Origin of the sequence: Longispora fulva (assembly GCF_015751905.1) — a bacterium.
In the GTDB taxonomy this organism is placed as follows: domain Bacteria; phylum Actinomycetota; class Actinomycetes; order Mycobacteriales; family Micromonosporaceae; genus Longispora; species Longispora fulva.
In genome coordinates this window covers 4,289,929-4,309,892 of record NZ_JADOUF010000001.1, presented here as the reverse complement: position 1 = coordinate 4,309,892, position 19,964 = coordinate 4,289,929, and the positions used below count along the sequence as shown (strand labels likewise).

At 72.3% G+C, this 19,964-nt stretch carries 22 protein-coding genes; 14 read left to right on the top strand and 8 right to left on the bottom strand.

From position 1 onward, the window contains the following. Positions 1-22 precede the first annotated feature (22 nt). Positions 23-430, top strand: coding sequence for a hypothetical protein (locus tag IW245_RS19155; RefSeq protein ID WP_197004542.1), 408 nt, complete (start codon positions 23-25; stop codon positions 428-430). Here IW245_RS19155 and IW245_RS19150 read toward each other — a convergent pair. Beyond that, positions 354-920 carry a peptide deformylase gene (locus IW245_RS19150; RefSeq protein ID WP_231398858.1) on the bottom strand — a complete coding sequence of 189 codons (567 nt, stop codon included), beginning with the start codon at positions 918-920 and terminating at the stop codon, positions 354-356. The genes IW245_RS19155 and IW245_RS19150 overlap by 77 nt on opposite strands. Positions 921-1,055: 135 nt before the next feature. Here IW245_RS19150 and IW245_RS19145 point away from each other — a divergent pair, with 135 nt between their 5' ends. From IW245_RS19145 to IW245_RS19115, 7 genes are all read left to right on the top strand, one after another. Next, positions 1,056-2,036, top strand: coding sequence for a glycosyltransferase family 2 protein (locus IW245_RS19145; RefSeq protein ID WP_233473137.1), 981 nt, complete (start codon positions 1,056-1,058; stop codon positions 2,034-2,036). Continuing rightward, entirely contained in the window at positions 2,033-2,977 is a 945-nt protein-coding gene (locus IW245_RS19140; protein WP_197004541.1) for a lysylphosphatidylglycerol synthase domain-containing protein, read from the top strand. Before IW245_RS19145 ends, IW245_RS19140 begins: the two co-directional genes overlap by 4 nt. Positions 2,978-2,990: 13 nt before the next feature. Continuing rightward, positions 2,991-4,115, top strand: a complete 1,125-nt coding sequence (locus IW245_RS19135; protein ID WP_197004540.1) for a glycosyltransferase family 4 protein — start codon at positions 2,991-2,993, stop codon at positions 4,113-4,115. Positions 4,116-4,213: 98 nt separating this feature from the next. Beyond that, positions 4,214-5,530: an aspartate aminotransferase family protein gene (locus IW245_RS19130; protein WP_197008581.1), complete on the top strand. Its 1,317-nt coding sequence runs from the start codon at positions 4,214-4,216 to the stop codon at positions 5,528-5,530. Next, positions 5,524-6,564 (top strand): NAD-dependent epimerase/dehydratase family protein, encoded by a 1,041-nt coding sequence (locus IW245_RS19125; protein WP_197004539.1) that lies wholly within the window; start codon positions 5,524-5,526, stop codon positions 6,562-6,564. Before IW245_RS19130 ends, IW245_RS19125 begins: the two co-directional genes overlap by 7 nt. Next, on the top strand, positions 6,542-7,486 hold the full coding sequence (locus IW245_RS19120; RefSeq protein WP_233473138.1) for a UbiA prenyltransferase family protein: 945 nt from the start codon (positions 6,542-6,544) through the stop codon (positions 7,484-7,486). The genes IW245_RS19125 and IW245_RS19120 overlap by 23 nt, the downstream gene beginning before the upstream one ends. Continuing rightward, on the top strand, positions 7,483-8,574 hold the full coding sequence (locus IW245_RS19115) for an endonuclease/exonuclease/phosphatase family protein (protein ID WP_197004537.1): 1,092 nt from the start codon (positions 7,483-7,485) through the stop codon (positions 8,572-8,574). The genes IW245_RS19120 and IW245_RS19115 overlap by 4 nt, the downstream gene beginning before the upstream one ends. A 34-nt stretch (positions 8,575-8,608) precedes the next feature. Here the strand turns inward: IW245_RS19115 and IW245_RS19110 are convergent, their stop codons facing one another. The 3 genes from IW245_RS19110 to IW245_RS19100 all read right to left on the bottom strand — a co-directional run bounded on the left by IW245_RS19110 (position 8,609) and on the right by IW245_RS19100 (position 11,283). Further along, positions 8,609-9,829, bottom strand: coding sequence for an ATP-grasp domain-containing protein (locus IW245_RS19110; RefSeq protein WP_197004536.1), 1,221 nt, complete (start codon positions 9,827-9,829; stop codon positions 8,609-8,611). A gap of 122 nt (positions 9,830-9,951) precedes the next feature. Further along, positions 9,952-11,043 carry a lactonase family protein gene (locus IW245_RS19105; protein ID WP_197004535.1) on the bottom strand — a complete coding sequence of 364 codons (1,092 nt, stop codon included), beginning with the start codon at positions 11,041-11,043 and terminating at the stop codon, positions 9,952-9,954. Between the two features lie 90 nt (positions 11,044-11,133). Then, positions 11,134-11,283 carry a hypothetical protein gene (locus IW245_RS19100; RefSeq protein ID WP_197004534.1) on the bottom strand — a complete coding sequence of 50 codons (150 nt, stop codon included), beginning with the start codon at positions 11,281-11,283 and terminating at the stop codon, positions 11,134-11,136. A gap of 12 nt (positions 11,284-11,295) precedes the next feature. Here IW245_RS19100 and IW245_RS19095 point away from each other — a divergent pair, with 12 nt between their 5' ends. After that, on the top strand, positions 11,296-12,198 hold the full coding sequence (locus IW245_RS19095) for an ADP-ribosylglycohydrolase family protein (RefSeq protein WP_197004533.1): 903 nt from the start codon (positions 11,296-11,298) through the stop codon (positions 12,196-12,198). Positions 12,199-12,202: 4 nt separating this feature from the next. Here the strand turns inward: IW245_RS19095 and IW245_RS19090 are convergent, their stop codons facing one another. The 3 genes from IW245_RS19090 to IW245_RS19080 all read right to left on the bottom strand — a co-directional run bounded on the left by IW245_RS19090 (position 12,203) and on the right by IW245_RS19080 (position 14,214). After that, positions 12,203-12,361, bottom strand: coding sequence for a hypothetical protein (locus IW245_RS19090; RefSeq protein ID WP_197004532.1), 159 nt, complete (start codon positions 12,359-12,361; stop codon positions 12,203-12,205). A 134-nt stretch (positions 12,362-12,495) separates the two neighbouring features. Then, positions 12,496-13,056 (bottom strand): NADPH-dependent FMN reductase, encoded by a 561-nt coding sequence (locus tag IW245_RS19085; RefSeq protein WP_197004531.1) that lies wholly within the window; start codon positions 13,054-13,056, stop codon positions 12,496-12,498. A gap of 39 nt (positions 13,057-13,095) precedes the next feature. Continuing rightward, positions 13,096-14,214, bottom strand: a complete 1,119-nt coding sequence (locus IW245_RS19080) for an MFS transporter (protein WP_197004530.1) — start codon at positions 14,212-14,214, stop codon at positions 13,096-13,098. Positions 14,215-14,300: 86 nt separating this feature from the next. Between IW245_RS19080 and IW245_RS19075 the strand changes: the two genes are divergently transcribed. Then, on the top strand, positions 14,301-14,480 hold the full coding sequence (locus IW245_RS19075) for a hypothetical protein (protein WP_197004529.1): 180 nt from the start codon (positions 14,301-14,303) through the stop codon (positions 14,478-14,480). 56 nt (positions 14,481-14,536) lie between these two features. On the opposite strand, the gene IW245_RS19070 is transcribed toward IW245_RS19075, so the two are convergent. Then, positions 14,537-15,310, bottom strand: coding sequence for an IclR family transcriptional regulator (locus IW245_RS19070; protein ID WP_197004528.1), 774 nt, complete (start codon positions 15,308-15,310; stop codon positions 14,537-14,539). Between the two features lie 125 nt (positions 15,311-15,435). Here IW245_RS19070 and IW245_RS19065 point away from each other — a divergent pair, with 125 nt between their 5' ends. The 4 genes from IW245_RS19065 to IW245_RS19050 are packed head-to-tail and all read left to right on the top strand — an operon-like array spanning position 15,436 to position 19,962. After that, positions 15,436-16,710: an extracellular solute-binding protein gene (locus tag IW245_RS19065; protein ID WP_233473139.1), complete on the top strand. Its 1,275-nt coding sequence runs from the start codon at positions 15,436-15,438 to the stop codon at positions 16,708-16,710. Next, positions 16,707-17,594 (top strand): carbohydrate ABC transporter permease, encoded by an 888-nt coding sequence (locus IW245_RS19060; RefSeq protein WP_197004527.1) that lies wholly within the window; start codon positions 16,707-16,709, stop codon positions 17,592-17,594. Before IW245_RS19065 ends, IW245_RS19060 begins: the two co-directional genes overlap by 4 nt. Beyond that, on the top strand, positions 17,591-18,424 hold the full coding sequence (locus IW245_RS19055) for a carbohydrate ABC transporter permease (protein ID WP_233473140.1): 834 nt from the start codon (positions 17,591-17,593) through the stop codon (positions 18,422-18,424). Before IW245_RS19060 ends, IW245_RS19055 begins: the two co-directional genes overlap by 4 nt. After that, on the top strand, positions 18,424-19,962 hold the full coding sequence (locus IW245_RS19050; protein ID WP_197004526.1) for a beta-N-acetylhexosaminidase: 1,539 nt from the start codon (positions 18,424-18,426) through the stop codon (positions 19,960-19,962). Before IW245_RS19055 ends, IW245_RS19050 begins: the two co-directional genes overlap by 1 nt. Positions 19,963-19,964 lie beyond the last annotated feature (2 nt).

Genomic DNA, 19,964 nt, shown 5'->3' with positions numbered 1-19,964 from the left:
GTGCCCCCGGAGGTCTCACCCCATGCCCGACGCGTGGTCCCTCGTCGCGGCGGCCCGCGTCCTGCTGCCCCCCGGCGTGCTCACGGCCGGCGTCCTCGGCCAGGTCGCCGACGCCGCGACCCAGGTCCGGGCCCTGGCCAGGGGGCTGCCGTCGCTCACCCACGTCGCGTGGTTCGACCCCTCGACGGGTACGCCGACCCTGCCCCCCGACCTCGCCGGCACCCTGCGCCGCCTCGGCGTCGGGGTGTGCGTCGCCGACAGTGCCCGCGAGGCGGTGCTGGGCGCCGACCTGGTCGTGCTCGGCTACCCGGCGCGGCTGCACCCCACGTGGCTGCGGGCCGGCGTCGTCCTGCTCACTCCTGCTTGCCCCGGTGGAAGTCCACGAAGTTCTGCACCGTCGTCAGGGTCTCCAGCGACGGCATCCGACTGAGGAACTCGACCCCGTCGAGGTGGTCGAGCTCGTGCTGGATCACCCGGGCCACGTACCCGGAGAACTCGCTCGCGACCCGCTCGCCCTCCGGGGAGACGTACTCCACGGTCACGGTCTCCGCGCGCGGCACCAGACCCATCAGCCCGGGGACGACGAAGCAGCCCTCCCAGTCCGTGATGCTGGTCTGGGAGCGGGCCACGATCACCGGGTTGACCATCTGGAGCAAGGGAAACTCCGGCCGGTCCGGGAACACGTCGGTCTTGCGGACCTCCACGACGGTGACCTTCACCGACGCCCCGATCTGTGGCGCGGACAGCCCGGCCCCGTTGAGGGACCGCAGCCGCTCCACCAGGATCGTGAGCAGTTCGGCCACGTCGTCCACGTCGGCGACCCCGACGGTCTGGGCCTTCAGACGGGGGTCACCGAGGGTGACGATGCCTTCCCCCGCGAGGCCGGAAATCCAACTGCGATCACTCTTGGCGAGGGCCATCCGCGCACTCCCATCTCGCGACGTCCATGTCGTGTCCCTGCACAGTTCCACATCGGGGCCCCGGCCGACCACCCTCGGTTCGTCCGACAGTGCCGCGATAACGGGCCGATAGCGGCGGGGCATCCACTGTGCCGCGTGAAGACCGTTTCGGTGGTGATCCCGAACTACAACTACGCGAAGACCCTCGCGCTGTGCCTGGACTCGGTGTACGCCCAGACCCACCCGCCCGCCGAGGTGATCGTGGTGGACGACGGCAGTACGGACGGCTCGCGGGACGTCATCGGCCGCTACCCGTGCACGCTGCTGGAGAGCCCCGGCAACCAGGGCGTGTCCGCCGCCCGGAACCGGGGGGTGGCCGCCAGTTCCGGCGAGGTGCTGTTCTTCCTCGACTCCGACGAGGCCCTGGCCCCCGACGCGCTGGCCAACGCCGTCGCGTTTCTCGACGCCGACCCCGGCCTGGGCTGCGTGCACGGCATCCTCGCCGACACGCCACTCGTCGAGGACGGCCTGGTGGAGCACTACAAGGTGCTGCACTCGCACTTCTGGCGGGCCCGGGGCGTGGGGGAGACGGCCACAGCCTTCTTCGCCCAGGCCGCCGTGCCGCGCGCCGTGTTCGACGAGGTCGGGCCGTTCGACGAGCGGCTGCGCGACTCGGAGGACCTGGAGTACAGCGAGCGGCTCGCCGCCCGGTACCGGATCCTGCTCACCGACCGGGTCGTCGCCTACCACGACGACGAGGACCGGCTGGGCCCGCTGCTGCGCGAGCAGTTCCGCCGCTCCCAGCAGCTCGTGCCGACCGTCCTGGCCGCCCGCCGGCAGCGTTCCGCCGGGCTGAAGGCCAACCGTCCGCTGGGGATTCTCGCCGTCGGGATGGCCCTGGTCACGCTGCCGTTGGCGGGCACGGGGTTCTGGGCGGTGCCGCTGGGATTCGTGGCGTTGTTCGTGCTCGCCGACGTGGGGCTCGCCCGGTTCGTCGCCGGGCGGAAGGGGCCACTGTTCCTGGGGTTCTTCCTCGTTTTGCACCTGCTCACCCATGTGGCCCTGGTCGCGGGGGCCGTGGTCGGGGCGGTCCGGTGGGCCGCGCCGAAGCCGAGCCCGACCCCGGTGCGGTCATGACCGGCCAGGATGCGGCGGGTCCCGCGCGGAACACGGTCGCGGAAGGCCGTGGGGCGTGGGGCCGGGTGCTGCGGGCGGGCGTCACCGTCGTCGTGCTCGGCGCGGTCGGGTTCGCGCTCTGGTCGGCGCTGCGCGAGGACGGCCCCCGGGTGCTCGACCTGTTCGGCCGGCCCGGGGCCGCCCCGCTGCTGCTCGCCGCGTGCGCCGCGAACATCGCCGGCCTCGTGCTCGGGATGGCCTCCTGGCGGGCCCTGCTCGCCGACCGGATCGGGCCGGCGGCCGGCGCGCGGATCTTCTTCCTCGGGCAGTTGAGCAAGTACGTGCCCGGCCGGGTGTGGGGCGTCCTCACCCACGTCGGGCTCGGAAGACGCCTCGGCGTGCCGGCGTCCCGGATGGTCGGCGCGTACGTCGTCAGCCTCGGGGTCACCACCCTGACCGGGGCCGCCGTCGGACTGCTCGTCGGGCCGGCCGTCCTGGGCCGGCACGCGTTCTGGCTGCTCGGGCCCGCCGCGCTGGTCGTGGCCTGTGTGGTCCGGCCGGGGATCCTGCACGGGGCGCTGGTCCGGGCGGCCCGGCTGCTGCGGCGCGAGGAGCCGGCGCCGGCACCCGGTACCCGGAAGGCGTTGGTGGTCGCCACGGTCTCCTGGCTGGTGTCCGGGCTGCACCTGTGGGCGCTGCTCCTGCTGTGCGGCGCGGACCCGGTCGCCGGGCTGCCGGTCGGGGTCGGGGCGTTCGCGCTGGCGACGGTCGCCGGCAGCCTCGCCCTGATCCTCCCGGACGGCTGGGGGGTGCGCGAACTCGTGCTGATGGCGGCCCTCGCCACTGTCGTGCCGTGGTCCGTCGCCGGGGTGGTCGCCGTCGCCAGCCGCCTGGTCTGCGTGCTGTGCGAGGTGCTGACGTCCCTGACCGCCCTGGGCTGGGCCCGCCTCGCCAATACCTGAGAAAGGAGTACCCGTGTCGTCGAAGCGGTTTGACCTCGCCGTCGTCCTGAACTACTACGCCCCCTACGTCAGCGGCCTGACCGAGGCCGCCCGGCTGCTCGCCGAGGGCTTCGCCGCCCGGGGCCGCCGGGTGGCCGTCGTCTGCCAGCGGCACGACCCCGCCCTGCCCCGGCACGAGGTGATCAGCGGCGTGCACGTCTTCCGCGCCCCGGTCAGCTTCGGGATCAGCCGGGGCCTGATCAGCGCCGGGTTCCCCACCCTCGCCGCCCGGATCGTCCGCGAGTCCGAGGTGGTGCACCTGCACCTGCCGATGCTGGAGGCAGGTGCGATCTCGCACCTGGTGGGCCGGACCCCGATCCTCACCACCTACCACCTGGACCTGTGGCTCCCCGACGGCCTGGTGTCCTCGGCCGCGTCGGCCGCCACCGACCTGTCCGCCCGGATCGCGCTGCGCCGCTCGGCGGCCGTCGTGGTCAACAGCGACGACCAGGCGCGCCACTCGCGGATCCTGCCGGCGCTGCAACGCTCCGGCTGGCACGCGATCCCCGCGCCCAGTGTGGACCGGCGGGGCGGCGCGCCGTCGCTGCGGGAGACCGGGGGGCTGCATGTCGGGTTCATGGGCAGGGTCGCCGAGGAGAAGGGGATCGAGTACCTGGTCACGGCGTTCCGTCGGCTGCCGGACCCCGACGCGCGGCTGCTGATCGCCGGGGACTACGAGAACATCGCCGGCGGCAGCGTGATCGACCGGGTGCGCGCGGCGGCCGGCGACGACGGCCGGGTCCGGATCCTCGGGCTGCTGCGCGGGCGGGCCATCGACGACTTCTACGCGTCGATCGACCTGTTCGCCCTGCCCAGCCTGTACGAGTCCTTCGGCATCGTCCAGGCCGAAGCCATGATCGCCGGCGTGCCCGTGATCGCCGCGGACGTGGCCGGCGGCCGGGTGCCGATCCAGCTCACCGGCTTCGGGCTGCTCATCCCGCCTCAGGACCCCGACGCGATCGTCGCGGCCATCGAAACCCTGCGCGCCACCCCGCCGGAACGGCGCGCCGAACTGTCTGACCGGGCCCTGGCCCTCTTCGGGGTCGACGCCGGCCTCGACGCGTACGAACGCCTCATCGACAAGATCAGGAGCAACTGATGTCCGAGTTGATCACAGTCGGGGCCGCGGAGGCCCTCGACGTCCAGCAGGTGCACGACCTGTACCGCAGCTACGTCAACAGGTCCCAGGTGTCGCTGATGACGTCCTTCGGCTTCGGCCGGGAGCTCGTGGACCACGCGGAGGGCGCGTACCTGCACCTGCGCGACGGCCGGAAGGTGCTCGACTTCACCGGGGGCGTGGGGGTGCTCAACCACGGGCACAACCATCCCCGGATCCTGGCCGCCCGGCGGCGCTTCGGGGAGAACAAGCGGATGGAGGTACACAAGACCTACTTCTCGCCGTATCTCGCCGCGCTCGGGCACAACCTCGCCCAGCTGCTGCCCGGGGACCTGAGCATGTCGTTCTTCCCGAACTCGGGGGCCGAGGCGGTGGAGGGGGCGGTGAAGCTGGCGTACAAGTACCACCGCGGGAAGCGGAACACGATCCTGCGCTCCGACATCAGCTTCCACGGCAAGCTGCTCGGCTCCGGTTCGCTGACCGGCTCGGCCCAGAACACGTTCGCCTTCCCGGGCATCCCGGGCGTCCAGGTGTTCACCTACGGCGACCTGGCCTCCGTCGAAGCACTGGTGGCCGCGCACAAGGGCGACATCTACGCGCTGCTCATCGAGCCGTTCAGCGCCTCGACGATCCGGTGGTGCACGGAGGAGTTCCTGCGCGGGGTGCGCGAGATCTGCACCCGGGAGAACATCGTGCTGGTCTTCGACGAGATCTACACCGGCTGGGGGAAGACCGGCAGCCTGTTCTACTTCATGCGGTACCCGGGACTCGTCCCCGACGTCGTCACCACCTCCAAGTCCTTCGGCGGCGGCAAGTCCTCCATCTCGGCGTTCGTCGCCCGCGAACCGGTGTTCCGCAAGGCCTACGACAACCTCAACGACTCCCTCGTCCAGTCCACCTCCACCACGTACTACGGCTTCGGCGAGGAGTGCGCCACGGCCATCGAGGCGATCAACGTCGTGGTCGAGGACGACTACCCGGCCCGCGCCCGCGACCTCGAACGGGTCCTCAAGCCCGGCCTCGAACGGATCGCCAAGGCCCACCCCGACAGCGTCTCCTCCGTCGCGGGAGCGGGCGCGCTGTGGGGCGTGTTCCTCGACGGCGGCCCGAGGCTCCTGGACCTGGTCGCCAAGCTCGTGCCGGGCGGGATCGCCAAGGACCCGCAGTTCCGGACGAAGTTCATCACCACCTCGGTGATCAATGCGCTGTACACCGATCACGACATCTTCACCTACTACACCCTGAACGGGAAGAACCCGCTGGTCGTGGCCCCGCCGCTGATCGCGACGCCGGCCGAGGCCGAACGGTTCGTCGACGCGCTCGACGCGACCCTGTCCCAGGGCCTGGCCAAGCTCGTCCGCCGGTTCGTCACCCAGAAGGTGGGTTCGCTGTGGTAGCCCGGATCCTGGTCACCGGCGCGGCCGGCATGCTCGGCTCGCACCTCGTCCAACGCCTGGTCGCCGACGGCTACGACGTGGTCGGCCTGGACCTCCGCCCCGCCGACGACCCGGCCCTCAAGCACGTGGTCGGCGACATCCGGGACACCGCCCTGCTGCAACGGCTGCTGGAGGAGGCCCGGGTCGACGCGGTCGTGCACTGCGCGGCGGCCCTGCCCAGCTATCCGGCCGAGCAGATCCGCTCCATCGTGGTCGACGGCTCCACGGCCGTCCTCGAGGCCGCGCACGCCGCGCGGGTCGACCGCTTCGTCTACATCTCCTCCACGGCGGTGTACGGCCTGCCCACCGTCGTGCCCACCCCCGAGGACTACCCCTACCTCCCCGTCGACCCCTACAGCCGGGCCAAGGCCGAGGCCGAACGGGTCGCACTGTCCTATCGCGACAAAGGGATGCTGCTGCCGGTCCTGCGCCCCAAGACCTTCCTCGGCCCCGGCCGGATGGGCCTGTTCTCGATGCTGTTCGAGTGGGCGGAGGAGGGGCACAACTTCCCCGTCCTCGGCAGGGGCGACGTCCGGATCCAGATGTTCGACCTCGCCGACCTGGTCGACGCGGTCGTCACCGTGCTCCGCGCGCCCGACGAGACCGCCAACGACACCTACAACGTGGGGGCCGCCGAGTTCGGCACCCTGCGGGAGGACTTCCAGGCCGTCCTCGACGCCGCCGGGCACGGCAGGCGCGTCGTGTCCCTGCCGGCCCGCCCGGCGCTGGCGGCCCTGTCGCTGCTGGAGAAGTCGAAACTCTCACCGGTGTACGGCCGGCTGCTGCACAAGCTGATGGCCGACTCGTACGTGAGCATCGACAAGGCCCGCGACCGGCTGGGCTTCTCCCCGAAGTACTCCAACTCCGACGCGATCCTGCGCACCTACGACTGGTGGCGGGAACAGCGCACGGAGATCAGGCCGCGCGGAAATGGCCGCACCAGTCGAGATCCGTGGAAGCAGGGGGCCCTCGGTGTCGTCAAGTTCCTCTTCTAGCGCCGTCCTCCAGCTGCCGGGCGACCCGCCACGGGTCCGGCTCGCCACGGACCTCCTCGCCCTGATCCGCCCCGCCCAGTGGCCGAAGAACATCCTCGTCGTGCCCCTGGCCCTCATCGACGCGCCCGCCTGGCACCTCGCCGGACTCGCCCGGCTGGCCTGGGCCGTCGCCGTGTTCGTGGTCGCCTCGGCACTCGTCTACGTCGTCAACGACATCGCCGACCGGCACCGCGACCGGGGACACCCGCGCAAACGGGACCGGCCGGTGGCGTCGGGGCGGGTCCCCGTACCCGTCGCGTGGGGTTTCGCCGGGGCCGTCGGCACCGGACTGGCGGCACTGCTCGCACTCCATCCGACCCTGGCCTGGCCCGTCCTCGTCTACCTCGCCCTCAACGTCGCCTACAGCGCCAAGCTCAAACACCTGCCCCTGCTCGACGTGTTCGTCGTCTCCGCCGGCTTCCTGCTCCGGATGGCCCTGGGCTACGTCGCCCTCGACGTGCGCTACTCCGGCTGGCTGCTCGTCTCCGTCTTCACGCTGTGCCTGCTGCTCAGCCTGGGCAAACGCCGCTACGAACTCGTCGTCGCCAGCCGGAGCCACCGACCGTCCCTCAGCGGGTACTCCCTGCCCCTGATCGACAACCTGCTCCTCCTCAACGCCGGACTCACCGGCATGGCGTTCCTGCTCTACATGCGCGACGAGGCCCCGCTCGGGTCGCACGGCCCCCTCGCGATGCTCGCGTCGGTGCCGTTCGCGCTGTTCGGACTGTTCCGCTACCTCCAGGGCGTGCTCGTCCGGCAGTCGGAGGGCGACCCCGTGCGGGCGCTGCTCCGCGACCGGGTGCTCGTCGTCAACTCGCTGCTGTGGGGCGTGCTGCTCGCCGGCTTCCTCGTGGCCGCCCGCTATCCGGAGCTGCTGTCGTGACCCTCGTCCTGTCCGGGCCCCGGGGCCGGCTGAGGCCCCGGGCCCTGGTGCCCGCCCTGGCCACCTTCTGGTTCCTGTACGTCCTCGCCCAGGGCGCGTTCAGCGGCACCTTCTGGGTGTGGCTGCTGTTCGACATCGCCCCGCCGTTCGGGTTCGTCGTCGTGCCCCTCGTGCTCCTCGGCCTGGCCCGGTTCACCGCGCGCCGCCGCAGGGTCGTGGTCCTGGCCCTGCTGTCGCTGCTCCTCGGCCTGCCGCACAGCGGACTCAACCCGCACGCCGTGCTCGGCGGCGGCGACGGCCCCGCCCCGCCCGGAGCCCTGAAGGTGTTCTCCTGGAACACCGAGTACTGGGACGAGGCCGACGGGGCCGATGAGTTCTACGCGTTCCTCAAGAGACAGAACGCCGACGTGTACCTGCTCCAGGAGTACCTCAACTGGGACTTCCGGACCGGCACCGACGGGCTGTGGCGCGGCCCGCGCTCCGCCGGCGACCTGCAACGGCTCCGCCAGGAGTTCCCCGGCTACACCATCGTCGCCCGGGGCGAACTGCTCACCCTCAGCAAACTCAAGGTGCTCGGCGTCCGGCCCGTCGGCCCCGACCCGGGAGAGTTGCCCGGCGAGGACTGGTGGAAGGTGTTCGAGGCCGCCAAGGTCCTGCGCACCGACCTGCTCTACCGCGGATCGGCGCTGTCCGTGTACAACGTGCACATCCCGATGCAGCTCAGCCAGCGCACCCTGCTGTCGCCCGGCTTCTACCTCGACGTCAACGACAACGACCTCAAGCGGCGGGCCCAGTTCGAGGGGCTGCACGCCGACCTGTCGGCCAACCCCTACCCGTCGGTCGTCGCCGGGGACTTCAACACCACCCCGGCGATGGGGGACATGCGGTGGCTGACGTCGGTCGCGACCGACGCGCTGCGGGCCAACCGTTCCCTGTACCCGCAGACCTGGCGCGACGACGTGTGGATGCCGTTCTGGCGACTGGACTGGGCGTTCACCCGGGGGTCCGTCCGGGTGCACAGCTACGAGTTCGGCTCGCCGGAGAAGATGAGCGACCACCGCACCCAGGAGCTGACGGTGTCGGTGTGAGGGGCCTGGGCGGGCGGCCCGGTGCCGGGGCGCGCTAGGTGGTGGGCGTGGTGTCGGCCGGCTCGCAGCGCAGGGTGAACCGGGCCGCCACGTCCATCACCTGGGCGGCCACCGTCGCCGTGTCGTCGCCCACGAACCGGAACCGGCCGCCCGCGAACTCGTAGGCCACCGGGTTGTGGGCGACCGTGCCGACCTCGGGGACCACCTCCGCGTACAGGCCAGGGGTGCCGGCCATGCTCGGGGCGGCCGTCACCCGGTACGGCGACGGCGTCGTCACCGGCACCAGCAGCTGCCCGGTGACCCGCTCACCCGGCCCGAACTCCGCCACCTCGGGCACCTCGCCGCACTGCAGCCGGAACTCCAGCTCCATCAGGTCGATCCCGTGCACCTCGCGCCACACGAACGGGATCTCCCCGCCGCCCGGCCGCCGGCCCACCTCGAGGAACACCACCTCGCCGGCGTCGGTGACGAACAGCTCCAGGTGGAACACCCACGGCTCGGCGCACATCCCCGGAATGACCTTCAGCAGGAACGCCTCCACGGCGTCCAACAGCGCCGGATCGTCGATCTCCACCGACCCGACCGCCTCGCCCAGCGTGAACGCCAGCGGCCCGGTGGTCACCGAGTCGGGCATGTTCAGGTACTGCGACACCAGCCACGGGCCCAGCTTCTCCCCGGTGTACCAGCCGTCCACGTGGAACACCGGATACGGCAGGTACCGCTGGACCAGTAGTGGGGAGTCCACCTCGAAGGGCTGGTCGGGGCCCTCCAACCGGGTGATGCCGGAGCTGCCCCCGCCGAACAGCCGCTTGGCGATCAGCGGCCAGCCGACCCCGGCGGCGAACCCGTCCAGCTCCGCGCGCGAGGTGACCAGCGCGAACTCCGGCACCGGCACACCCGTCGCGCTCGCGGCCAGCAGCATCGCGTGCTTGTCGAGGAACCGGTGGGTGTCCGGCGCGCGCAGCCCCGGCAGGTCGAACTCCTCGCGCAGCGCCATCGCCACCGGATGGTTCGCCTCGTTGAGGGCCACCACCAGGTCGGGCGGGCCGAGCCGGTCGATCGCGGGGGCGAGCGCGGCCCGGACGGCGGGGTAGTCGTAGAGCTCGCCGACCACGAGGACCTCCGCCGCGCCGGCCGGGATCACCGGCCCGGCCTCCGCCGTGACGTACGTGACGTGGTGCGCGGCGTGGTCGAGGTAGGCGGCGTAGTCGGCGAACGGGCCGCGCCAACGGTTGATCACGATGACGTGCGACACGATACCTCCACTGTGGATCACGATTCCGGGCAATTCTTCCCGGGCGCGGGCGCGGGTGTCAAAAGCCCTCGTCGATCGGCCGTCGTGGCAGGGGAGGCTCCTCCGTAGCCGGAAAAGGGGTCTCAGGTTGTGAGGACCTGGGCGACGGCGGGGGCCTGGAGTCGGCCCGCGAGGGGGCCCGGGAGTCCGTGGTCCAGCGGGAACCAGGTCACGTCGCCCGAGCGCTGGTTGGCCACGTGCAGCCACCGGCCGGTCGCGTCCAGGCCCAGGTGCCGGGGCCAGTCGCCGCCGCAGGACGGGGTCGCCAGCAGCCGCAGCCGGTCGCCGGTCGTGCCGAGGACGGCCACCGTGTTGTCGCCCCGGTTGGACACGTAGACGAACCGGCCGTCCGCCGAGATCGCGATCTCGCCCGGATAGTTCGCGCCCGGCGCGTCGGCGGGGCGGGTGCTGAGCACCTGACCGACGACCAGGTCCCCGGCCCGCCACCGGCACACGGCCACGGTGGAGTCCAGCTCGTTGGCGACGTAGACGAACTCGCCGCCCGGGTGGAACACCACGTGCCGGGGGCCCGCGCCCTTGCGCAGCCGGACCTGGCGGTGCTGGCGGAACCGGCCCTCCTTCAGCTCGTACACGTAGACCGAGTCCAGCCCCAGATCCGCCGCCAGCAGCCACCGCCCCGACGGGTCGACCACGATCTGGTGCGCGTGCGCCGTCCCGGGATGCCGCACGGTGTCGCTCGCCGGGCCGACCCGGCCGTCGGGGAGCACGGGATGGGCGACCACGGCCCCGCCGCCGTACAGCGACACGAGCAGGTGCCGGCCGTCCGGGTGCAGGACCACGTGCGCCGGCCCCTTGCCGGTCGGCTGCTGGTTGAGCGGGGCGGGGTGGCCCGCCGAGTCCAGCCGGAACGCGTGCACCGTGCCGCCGGACTCGCTGATCGTGTACAGGAACCGGCGGTCCGGGGACACGTCGACCCAGGACGGGTCGGGGACGCCCGTCAGCCAGCTCGTGACCGTCGGGGTGCCGGTCGCCGGGTCCAGGGCGCCGACGCCCAGGCCATGGCCGCCGTCGGCGGTGTAGGTGCCCAGGTAGACCCGGGGGCGGGCGGCCAGCTCCGGGGCCCGCGCCGCTGCGGCTTCCGGCATCAGGAGTGCGCTGCCGGTGGCGGCGGTCGCGCCGAGGAGCGCACGCCGGGACAGTTCCGTGTCGGGCATCGGACGTTCCTCTCGTTCGGCTGGGGCGGGCCCACGGTGTCTAACATGCTCCGGAATCGCCCGTACCGCGCTTTCCGCCCGACGGAAAACCTACCCGGCGCTGCCGTACGGCCGCGTGATGATCTCCATGTTGTGCCCGCTCGGGTCCAGGAAGTGGGCCCCGTTCGCACACCGCCCCAACTCCGACGGGCCCGGGGCCAGGCCCGGATCGGTGTGGCGGAGGACGGGCCGGGCGGGCATGATGGGCGGCGTATGACCACTCCCGATCCCGCCCGCGACTCCCTCGACGGTCTGTCCGTCGGCGACGCCCTCGGCGCCCAGTTCTTCGTCCCCGGCAGCTCGCTGCCCGACCTCCTCGCCGGCCGACCGCCGGCACCGCCATGGCCGTGGACCGACGACACGGAGATGGCCTGCTCGGTGTACGCGGAACTCCACCACCGGGGCGCCATCGACCGCGACGCGCTGGCCATGGCCTTCGCCGAACGCTGCGAACCGTACCGGGGCTACGGCGGCGGCGCCGTCGTCGTCCTGCACCAGATCCGGGACGGATTGCCCTGGGCGGAGGCGGCCGGGGCACTGTTCGGCGGGCGCGGCTCCTGGGGCAACGGGGCCGCGATGCGGGTCGCGCCGCTGGGCGCCTTCTTCGCCGGGGACCCGGACCGGGCCGCCGCCGAGGCCGCGCTGTCCGCCGAGGTCACCCACCGTCACCCCGAGGGGATCGTCGGCGCGATGGCCGTCGCGGTGGCCGCCTGCCACGCCGCCGCGAGCCGGGGGACGACATCCGACAATCTGCTGGATGTCGTCGAGCCCTATATCGCCGGGGGCCTGACGGCCGACGGCGTCCGCCGCGCGCGGACCCTGCTGGGCCGGTCGGTCGCCGGGGCCGCCTACGAGCTGGGCAACGGGGCGCGGGTCAGCGCCCAGGACACCGTGCCCTTCGCGCTGTGGACGGCCGCGACGTTCCTCACCGACTACCCGGCGGCGATCCGCGCGTGCGTCGAGGCCGGCGGGGACATGGACACCACCGCGGCGATCGTGGGAGGGATCGTGGCCGCGCACACCGGGACCGGAGCGGGGCCGGGCGTGACGGGGATCCCCGGGGCCTGGCTGGCCGCCCGTGAGCCCCTGCCGGACTGGCTACCGCCGACGGCGTGACGGATCAGCCGCCCGCCTGGAGCGCCTCGTTCTGGCTCGGGTTCACGTCGTCCGGCAGGTCCCGGGTGCTCCGGGTCTCCTGGGAACCGACCATCTCCTCCGGGCGGACCCGCGCCGGAAGGGTGCTGAAGTCGCGCTCAGCCGTGCTGTCCTCTGTCGTCATCCTTCGATGTTAACGACTGCCGGGCGGGTCGGGATCCGACGGCGGAGCCGCACGCGACCCGGCCGGAGCCGGCGACCCGGGACTACGGCCACCGCCCTGCGGCCGGAGCCCCGGCCCGCGGTCCGTGATCCGGCTCAGGATCCGTACGGGACCAGGGCCTTCGCGTCGCGGAGCGCCTTCCCCCACCACGCCAACTGGTCGAGCATCACCTTCGCGGCCCCCTCGGCGGCCGTCGGGTCCTGCAACGCGCCCTCCGCGTCGAACCGGCTCCACACCCCGTGGAAGCTGACGCACTCCCGGACGGACACCGTGTGCAGCTCCGTGAAGACGAGTCGGAGCTGCTCGACGGCCCGCAGTCCCCCGGACACCCCGCCGTAGCTGACGAACCCGACCGGCTTGGCCCGCCACTCGGGCTTGTGCGCGTCGATCAGGCTCTTCAGCGGGCCGGGGAAGCTGTGGTTGTACTCGGGCGTCACCACCACGAACGCCTCCGCGGCGTCGAGCCGGTCGGCGACGGCGGTGGGTCCGCCGCTCATGTCGGGGCGGACGTCGATATCGGCGACGTCGATCAGGTCGACCTCGAACCGGCCGGCCTGCTCGGCCTGCGCGACGAACCAGCGCGCGACGGTGGGCGAGATCCGGCCCTCGCGGGTACTGCCGATGATGACGGCCAGACGGATCGGGGACTGCGACATGGAACTCTCCTCGGTAGGGGTCTGGAGCACCCTAGGAGTTCAACTGGACTGGACGTCAAGTCGCAGTGTTCTCGCCGACAGCGCGACCACCGCCACCAGGGCCGTGATCACGGTGAACGACACGGTGAGGGACGTGGCGTCGGCCAGTCCGCCGACGACGCCGGGCGCGGCGAGGCCGGCGCCGTAGGCGACCGTGGCGACGCTGGCGATCGCGTGCGTGCCGTGGCCGGTGCGCCCGGCGGCGGAGAACACCAGGGGGACGACGGTCGCGATGCCCAGGCCGATCAGCGCGAACCCGGCGACGGCCACCCACGGGGCCCACGCCACCACGACCAGGATCCCGCCGACCGTGCCGAACGCTCCGGTGACCCGGGTGGTGCCGACGGGGCCGTACCGGTGCACGACGGCGTCCCCGGTGAGCCGGCCGAGGGTCATGGCCGCGGCGAACCCGGCGTACGCGACGGCCCCGGCCGCTGGTCCCGAGCCGAGTACCCGGACCAGGTAGATCGCCGACCAGTCGGCGGTGGCGGTCTCGGCGAAGCAGGCGCAGAACCCGACGAGCGCGATGGCGAGCACGATCCCCCGGGGCAATGCGAACGGGGTGCCGGCGGCGGCGCTCCCGGACGGCAGGTGCCGGGTGGCCGCGACCCCGAGGACCACCAGCGTCGCCCCGAGGACGGCGAAGTGCCACCGGGCGTCGACCCCGGCGCGGGCGAGCCCGGCGCCGAGCCCGCCGGCGAGCAGGCCGCCGATGCTCCAGCCGCCGTGCAGCCCGGACATGACGGGCCGGCCGAGCAGTTTCTCGACGGCGACGCCCTCGGCGTTCATGGCCATGTCCGACATGCCGGCGCACGCTCCGGCGAGCAGCAGCGCCCCGCACAGTCCGACCAGGTCAGGCGCGAGGGCCGGCAGGACGAGGACGGCCGCCCACGCGGCGATCAGCGCCCGGGTGGCGCGCCGGCCGCCGAGCCGGGCCACGATCCGGCCGGCGAACGGCATCGCGGCCATCGCGCCCACGGCCGGCATGGTCAGTGCGACGCCCAACTGTCCGGGGCCGGCGCCGACGTGGTCGGCGATCCACGGCATCCGGGCGGCGAGGCTGCCGGACACGGCCCCGTGCACGGCGAACACGGCGAGCACCGCCCACCGCGGGCTCACGGCGCGGCCCGGCCGGTACCCGGATCATGCATGGGTTCAGGGCATTCGCACTTCATGTCCCGTTCCGAAACGGTAGCGTCCGCAGCATGACGGCCGACAGGGTTCCGGAACCGGTGGACGCCCTCATCGCGGACATCGAGGCCCGCTGGGCGGCGGCCGACGACGCGCGCCGCCGCCGACGCCGGCGACTGCCCCCGCCTCGGCACCCGGTCCCGTTGCCGTTGGCCTGGTGGCCGGCCGCGCGCCCCACTCCGCATCCCGGCTGAAAAGCCGACAACCACAATATGGTTACGGCGACACCTGTTCCGGCTTCCGGCGGCCGTCACCGCGTCGAGCCGAGGCCGCGCGAGATCCGCAGACACGCGCCCGTCACGGTCACGCCCAGCTCGCGTGCCCGGGTCGGCGTGATCCGGGACGTCAGCCCCGACACCGACATCGCGGCGACCACCATATTGGAGTGATCGAAGATGGGGGCCGCCACACATCGGACCTCCTGCTCGTTCTCGCGGTCGTCCACGGCGTACCCCCGACCGCGGATCTTCACCAGTTCCGCGCGCAGCTTGTCCGGGTCGGTGATGGTGTGCGGGGTGAGCGCCGGCATGCCGGCCTCGACGGCCGCGTCCATGGCGGTGTCCGGCAGGAACGCCAGGATCGCCTTCCCGACCGCCGTGCAGTACGCCGGCATCCTGCTGCCCACCCTTGATGCCATCCGCAGGTTCGTCTGGTTCTCCACCTTGTCGATGTAGACGACGTGTGGGGCGTCGTACACGCACAGGTGCACCGTCTCCTGAGCCTCGCGCATCAGCCGGTGCGCCTCCTCCGCGGCCACCGCGCGAAGGTCCAGTGTGGAGAGATAGGCCTGGCCGAGGACCAGCGCGCCGTGCCCGAGCCGGAACGCTCCGGTGTCGCGGTCCCTGGCGAGCAGGTTGGCCTCGATCAGGGGCGTGGCCAGGCGTAACACCGTGCTCTTGGACAGCTCCAGGTCCTCGGCGAGCGCGGTCAGCGACACCCCCCGGCCCACCCCGGCGTGCTCGCGGACGTGGCCGAGCACGGCGAGCGCGCGGCGGAGTGAGGAGGACTGGTTGCGCTCGGTCATGCCCAGACCATACTTCCTCGGCATCGCGTTTTGCATTGCAGAACGATTCGTGAAGAACCTTGTCCGTGCCGCCGCCCGGTGTCTAGGTTTCCGCCCAGCGGAACGACGCCCCCTGGAGGTACCCCGTGAAGATCGTGAAATGGGCAGCGCTGGCCGTCGCCGGCGCCCTGCTGACCGCCTGCGCGCCGCCCTCGGCCGCGCCGCAGGAGAACGCCGGGGTCGACGAGAGCACCGGGGCGTTGCGGGTCTGGCTGTTCCAGGAGCCCAACCAGCCGCCGAAGGAGAAGGTCGTCCAGGAGGCGGTCGCCGAGTTCACTGCCGCGCACAAGGACGTGACGGTCGAGATCAGCTACATCCCGACGAACGCCACCCGGCACGAGAAGTTCAAGGGCGCGTTCAGTGACCCGGACAGCGCCCCGGACGTCGCCGAGTACGGCAACACCGACGTCGCCGACTACGTCGCGGCCGGCGGGTTCGCGGACATCACGAAGGACGTGACCGGCGGGGACATCGGCAAGGACCTGCTCGCCAGCGCCACGATCGACGGCAAGCTCTACGGCATGCCCTGGTACGTGGGCCTGCGCGCCCTCTACTACCGCACCGACGTGTTCACCGAGCTGGGCATCGCGCCCCCGACCTCCTACGCCGAACTCGCGGCGGCGGCCACGAGGATCCGCGCCGCGAAGCCCGAGCTGTACGGCATCGCGGTCGGCGGCGAGTACACCTTCGGCGCACTGCCCTTCGTCTGGGACGCCGGCGGCGACATCGCGGTGCGCAAGGAGGGCAAGTTCGCCGCCGCGATCGGTTCGGAGCGGTCGAGGGCCGGGGTGAAGGCGTACACCGACCTGTTCGCCACGTGTCCCGCCCAGGCCTGCGCCGGGCTGACCGGCGGCAAGACGGCCGAACTGTTCGCCACCGGCAAGGCCGGGATGGCCATCCTCGGCAACTTCAACCGGGGCGCGGTCGACGCCGGGGCGGCCAAGGGGAAGTACGCCGTGGTCCCGCTGCCGGGCGCGAAGGCCGGCTCGATCGCCCCGGCGTTCGCCGGCGGCAACAACCTCGGCGTGCTGAAGGGCACGAAGAAGCGCACCCTGGCCGTGGAGTTCACGAAGCTGCTCGGCGGGAAGAAGTACCAGACGAAGATGTACGACGCGATGGGCAACCTGCCGACCAGCTCCGCCGCGCTCGCCGACGTGGCCGCCAGGGACCCGTTCCTCAAGCCGTTCCTGGCCACGGCCGCCGCCGGCACCCGGTTCGTGCCGCTCGACCCGGCCTGGGTGAAGGTGGACAGCCAGAAGGTCGTGCCGACCATGCTGCAGAAGGTCGTCACCGGGCAGGCCAGCGTCGAGGCGGCCACCGAGGAGGCCAACACCGCGATCAACAGCGCCTTCGGCCGATGACCACTGCCGCGAGGCGGGGGCGGTTCCTGCCGCTGCTGTATCTGCTGCCCACCGCCGTGGTGCTGGTGCCGCTGTTCGGCTACCCCCTGTACCAGTTGGGCCTGATCTCGGTCTTCGACTACCGCCAGCCGCAGGTCTCCGGCGGTCAGCCGGCAGAGTTCGTCGGCGTGGGCAACTACACGACGCTGTTGTCCGATCCGCAGTTCTGGAGCGTGCTGAGCACCACGGTGTGGTTCGCGGCGGCGTGCGTGCTCGCGACCCTCGCGGTGGGCGCGGCGCTCGCGGTGCTGCTCACCCGGGTCGGCCGGGTGCCCAGGACCGTGCTGTCGCTCGCGGCGATGGCGGCCTGGGCGGCCCCGGCGATGACCGGCTCGACGGTGTGGCTGTTCCTGTTCGACACCGATCTGGGGCTGGTCAACCAGACCCTCGGGCTCGGCGGCCACAACTGGTTCTACGACCGGTACTCGGCCTTCGCCCTGGTCGGGGCCACGGTCGTGTGGCACTCCTTCCCGTTCGTGATGGTCAGCCTGTACGCCGGGATCAGGGCCGTCCCCGAGTCCGTGCTCGAGGCGTCCCGGATCGACGGGGCCACAGTGTGGCAACAGTTCTGGAAGGTGATCGTGCCGATCCTGCGGCCCGTCATCACCATCGTGGTCATCCAGTCGGTGATCTGGGACTTCAAGATCTTCACCCAGATCTACGTGATGACCGGCGGCGGCATAGCCGGGCAGAACCTGGTGCTGAACGTGTTCGCCTACCAGAAGGCGTTCGGCTCCTCCGAGTACGGCCTGGGCTCGGCGATCGGCGTCGTGACGACCGTGATCCTGCTCGCCGTCACCCTGTTCTACGTCCGCGCGATCCGCCGCCAGGGGGAGCACCTGTGAAGCGTCCCCTCGCCAACGCCGCGGCGCTGCTCGCCGCCGCCGTCACCGTGTTCCCGATCTACTGGATGCTGCTGTCGGCCTTCAAACCTGCCGGCGAGATCACCTCCACGGCCGTGCGGCCCTGGACCTGGCACCCCAGCCTGGACAGCTTCGAGCGGGTGATCGGCCAGGAGAACTTCGGCCGGTACTTCCTCAACAGCCTGATCGTCGCCGGTACCGTCGTCGTGCTCTCGGGTCTGGTCGCCTTCCTGGCGGCCGTCGCGCTGACCCGGTTCCGGTTCCGGTGGCGCACCACCATCCTCGTGCTGTTCCTGATCGCGCAGATGGTGCCGGTGGAGGCCCTGACCATCCCGCTGTTCTTCCTGGTCCGCGACCTCGGCGGCACCGTGCCCGGCGTCGGGCTCAACACGCTGGGCTCGCTGGTGATCACGCACCTGGCGTTCTCACTGCCGTTCGCGATCTGGATGATGCGCGGCTTCGTCGCCGCCGTCCCCGAGGCCGTCGAGGAGGCGGCCCTCGTGGACGGGGCCAGCCGGTTCACCGTGCTGTGGCGGATCACCTTCCCGCTCGCCGCGCCCGGACTGGCCGCGACCAGCGTGTTCTCATTCATCACGGCGTGGAACGACTTCATCTTCGCCAAGACGTTCATCATCAGCGCGAAGGGCAACCAGACCCTGCCGGCGGCGTTGCAGATGTTCGTCAAACCCGACGAGAACGACTGGGGCGGCATCATGGCGGCCTCGACCCTGATGACCATTCCGGTACTGCTCTTCTTCGTCCTCGTCCAACGCAGACTCGTCTCCGGCCTCGGCGGGGCGGTGAAGGACTGATGCTGCCGCTCCCGAGATCCGTGACCTGGGGCGCCGGCGAGTTCGAGCTGACCGCGCGGACCGGGCTGTCCGTCGGGGAGGGCCTGGACGGCGTCGCGCACTGGCTGCGCGGCGCACTCGGCCCGGCGCTGGACCGCTGGCTGCCCCCGGCCGGCGCGGACGGGACCATCGCGCTCGCGGTGGATTCCGCGCTGCCCGCCTCCGGGTACCTGCTCGTCGTGACCCGCGACGGCGTCACCCTGCTCGGCGGCGACCCGGCCGGCGTCTTCCACGGCGCCCAGACCCTGCGCCAACTCCTGCCACCCGCCGCGTACCGCAGGGCACCGGTCGCCGACGGCCCGTGGCGGATACCGGCCGTGACCGTGCGCGACGCGCCCCGCTACGGGTGGCGCGGCTGCATGCTCGACGTCGCCCGGCACTTCATGCCCAAGGCCGACGTGCTGCGGTTCGTGGATCTCCTCGCCGCGCACAAACTCAACGTGCTGCACCTGCACCTCACCGACGACCAGGGCTGGAGGGTCGAGATCCCCGGCTATCCACTGCTCACCGAGGTCGGCGGCTGGCGGGCCGAGAGCATGGTCGGCTCCCGCCAGCACGGGCGCTTCGACGGCCGACCCCACGGCGGGTACTACACCGCCGACGACCTCCGCGAGATCGTCGGATACGCGGCCGCCCGGTTCGTGACCGTCGTCCCCGAGATCGACCTCCCCGGCCACACCCAGTCCGCCGTGGCCGCCTACCCCTGGCTCGCCCCAGGCCACGGCCCCGTCGGGGTGCGGACCGGGTGGGGACTGTCGCCGCACGGGATCGACCTGACCGACGACACCCTGGAGTTCTGCCGGAACGTCCTCGACGAGGTGTGCGCGCTGTTCCCGGGCGAGTTCATCGGCATCGGCGGCGACGAGTGCCCGCCCGACCAGCCCCTCGACGCCCGCCGCCGGTTCGGCCGCGCGCTGGTCGACCACCTGGCCACCCACGGCCGGCGCGCGTACGCCTGGGACGAGATCCTCGAGGGCGGCGCGCCCCGGGGCGTGGCCGTCGCCGCCTGGCGGGGACCCGGCGTGACCAGGGCCGCCGCCGAGGCCGGCCACGACGTGGTCGCCTGCCCGGACCTGTCCACCTACCTCGACTACCGCCAGTCGGACCACGCGGACGAACCGGTCCCGGTCGGCACGGTCCTCACCGTCGACGACGTGTACGCGTTCGACCCGGCCACCCTCGCCCCCGACCATCCGGAGCGGCTCCTCGGCGCGCAGTGCAACGTGTGGACCGAGCACATGCCGACCACCCGGGCCGTGGACTACATGGTGTTCCCCCGGCTGTGCGCGTTCGCCGAGGTGGTGTGGAACTCCGGGAGGCACGCCGACTTCCGCGACCGGCTGGCCGAGCACCTGCCCCGGCTGGATGCCATGGGGGTCGAGTACCGCCCGGAGGCGGGGCCCCTGCCCTGGCAGCGCCGGCCGGACGCGGCGGGCTGGCCGAGGGACCGCGCCGACCGCGAGTCCGAACTGGACGCTCTGGTCAACGCGCCCCGCTGACC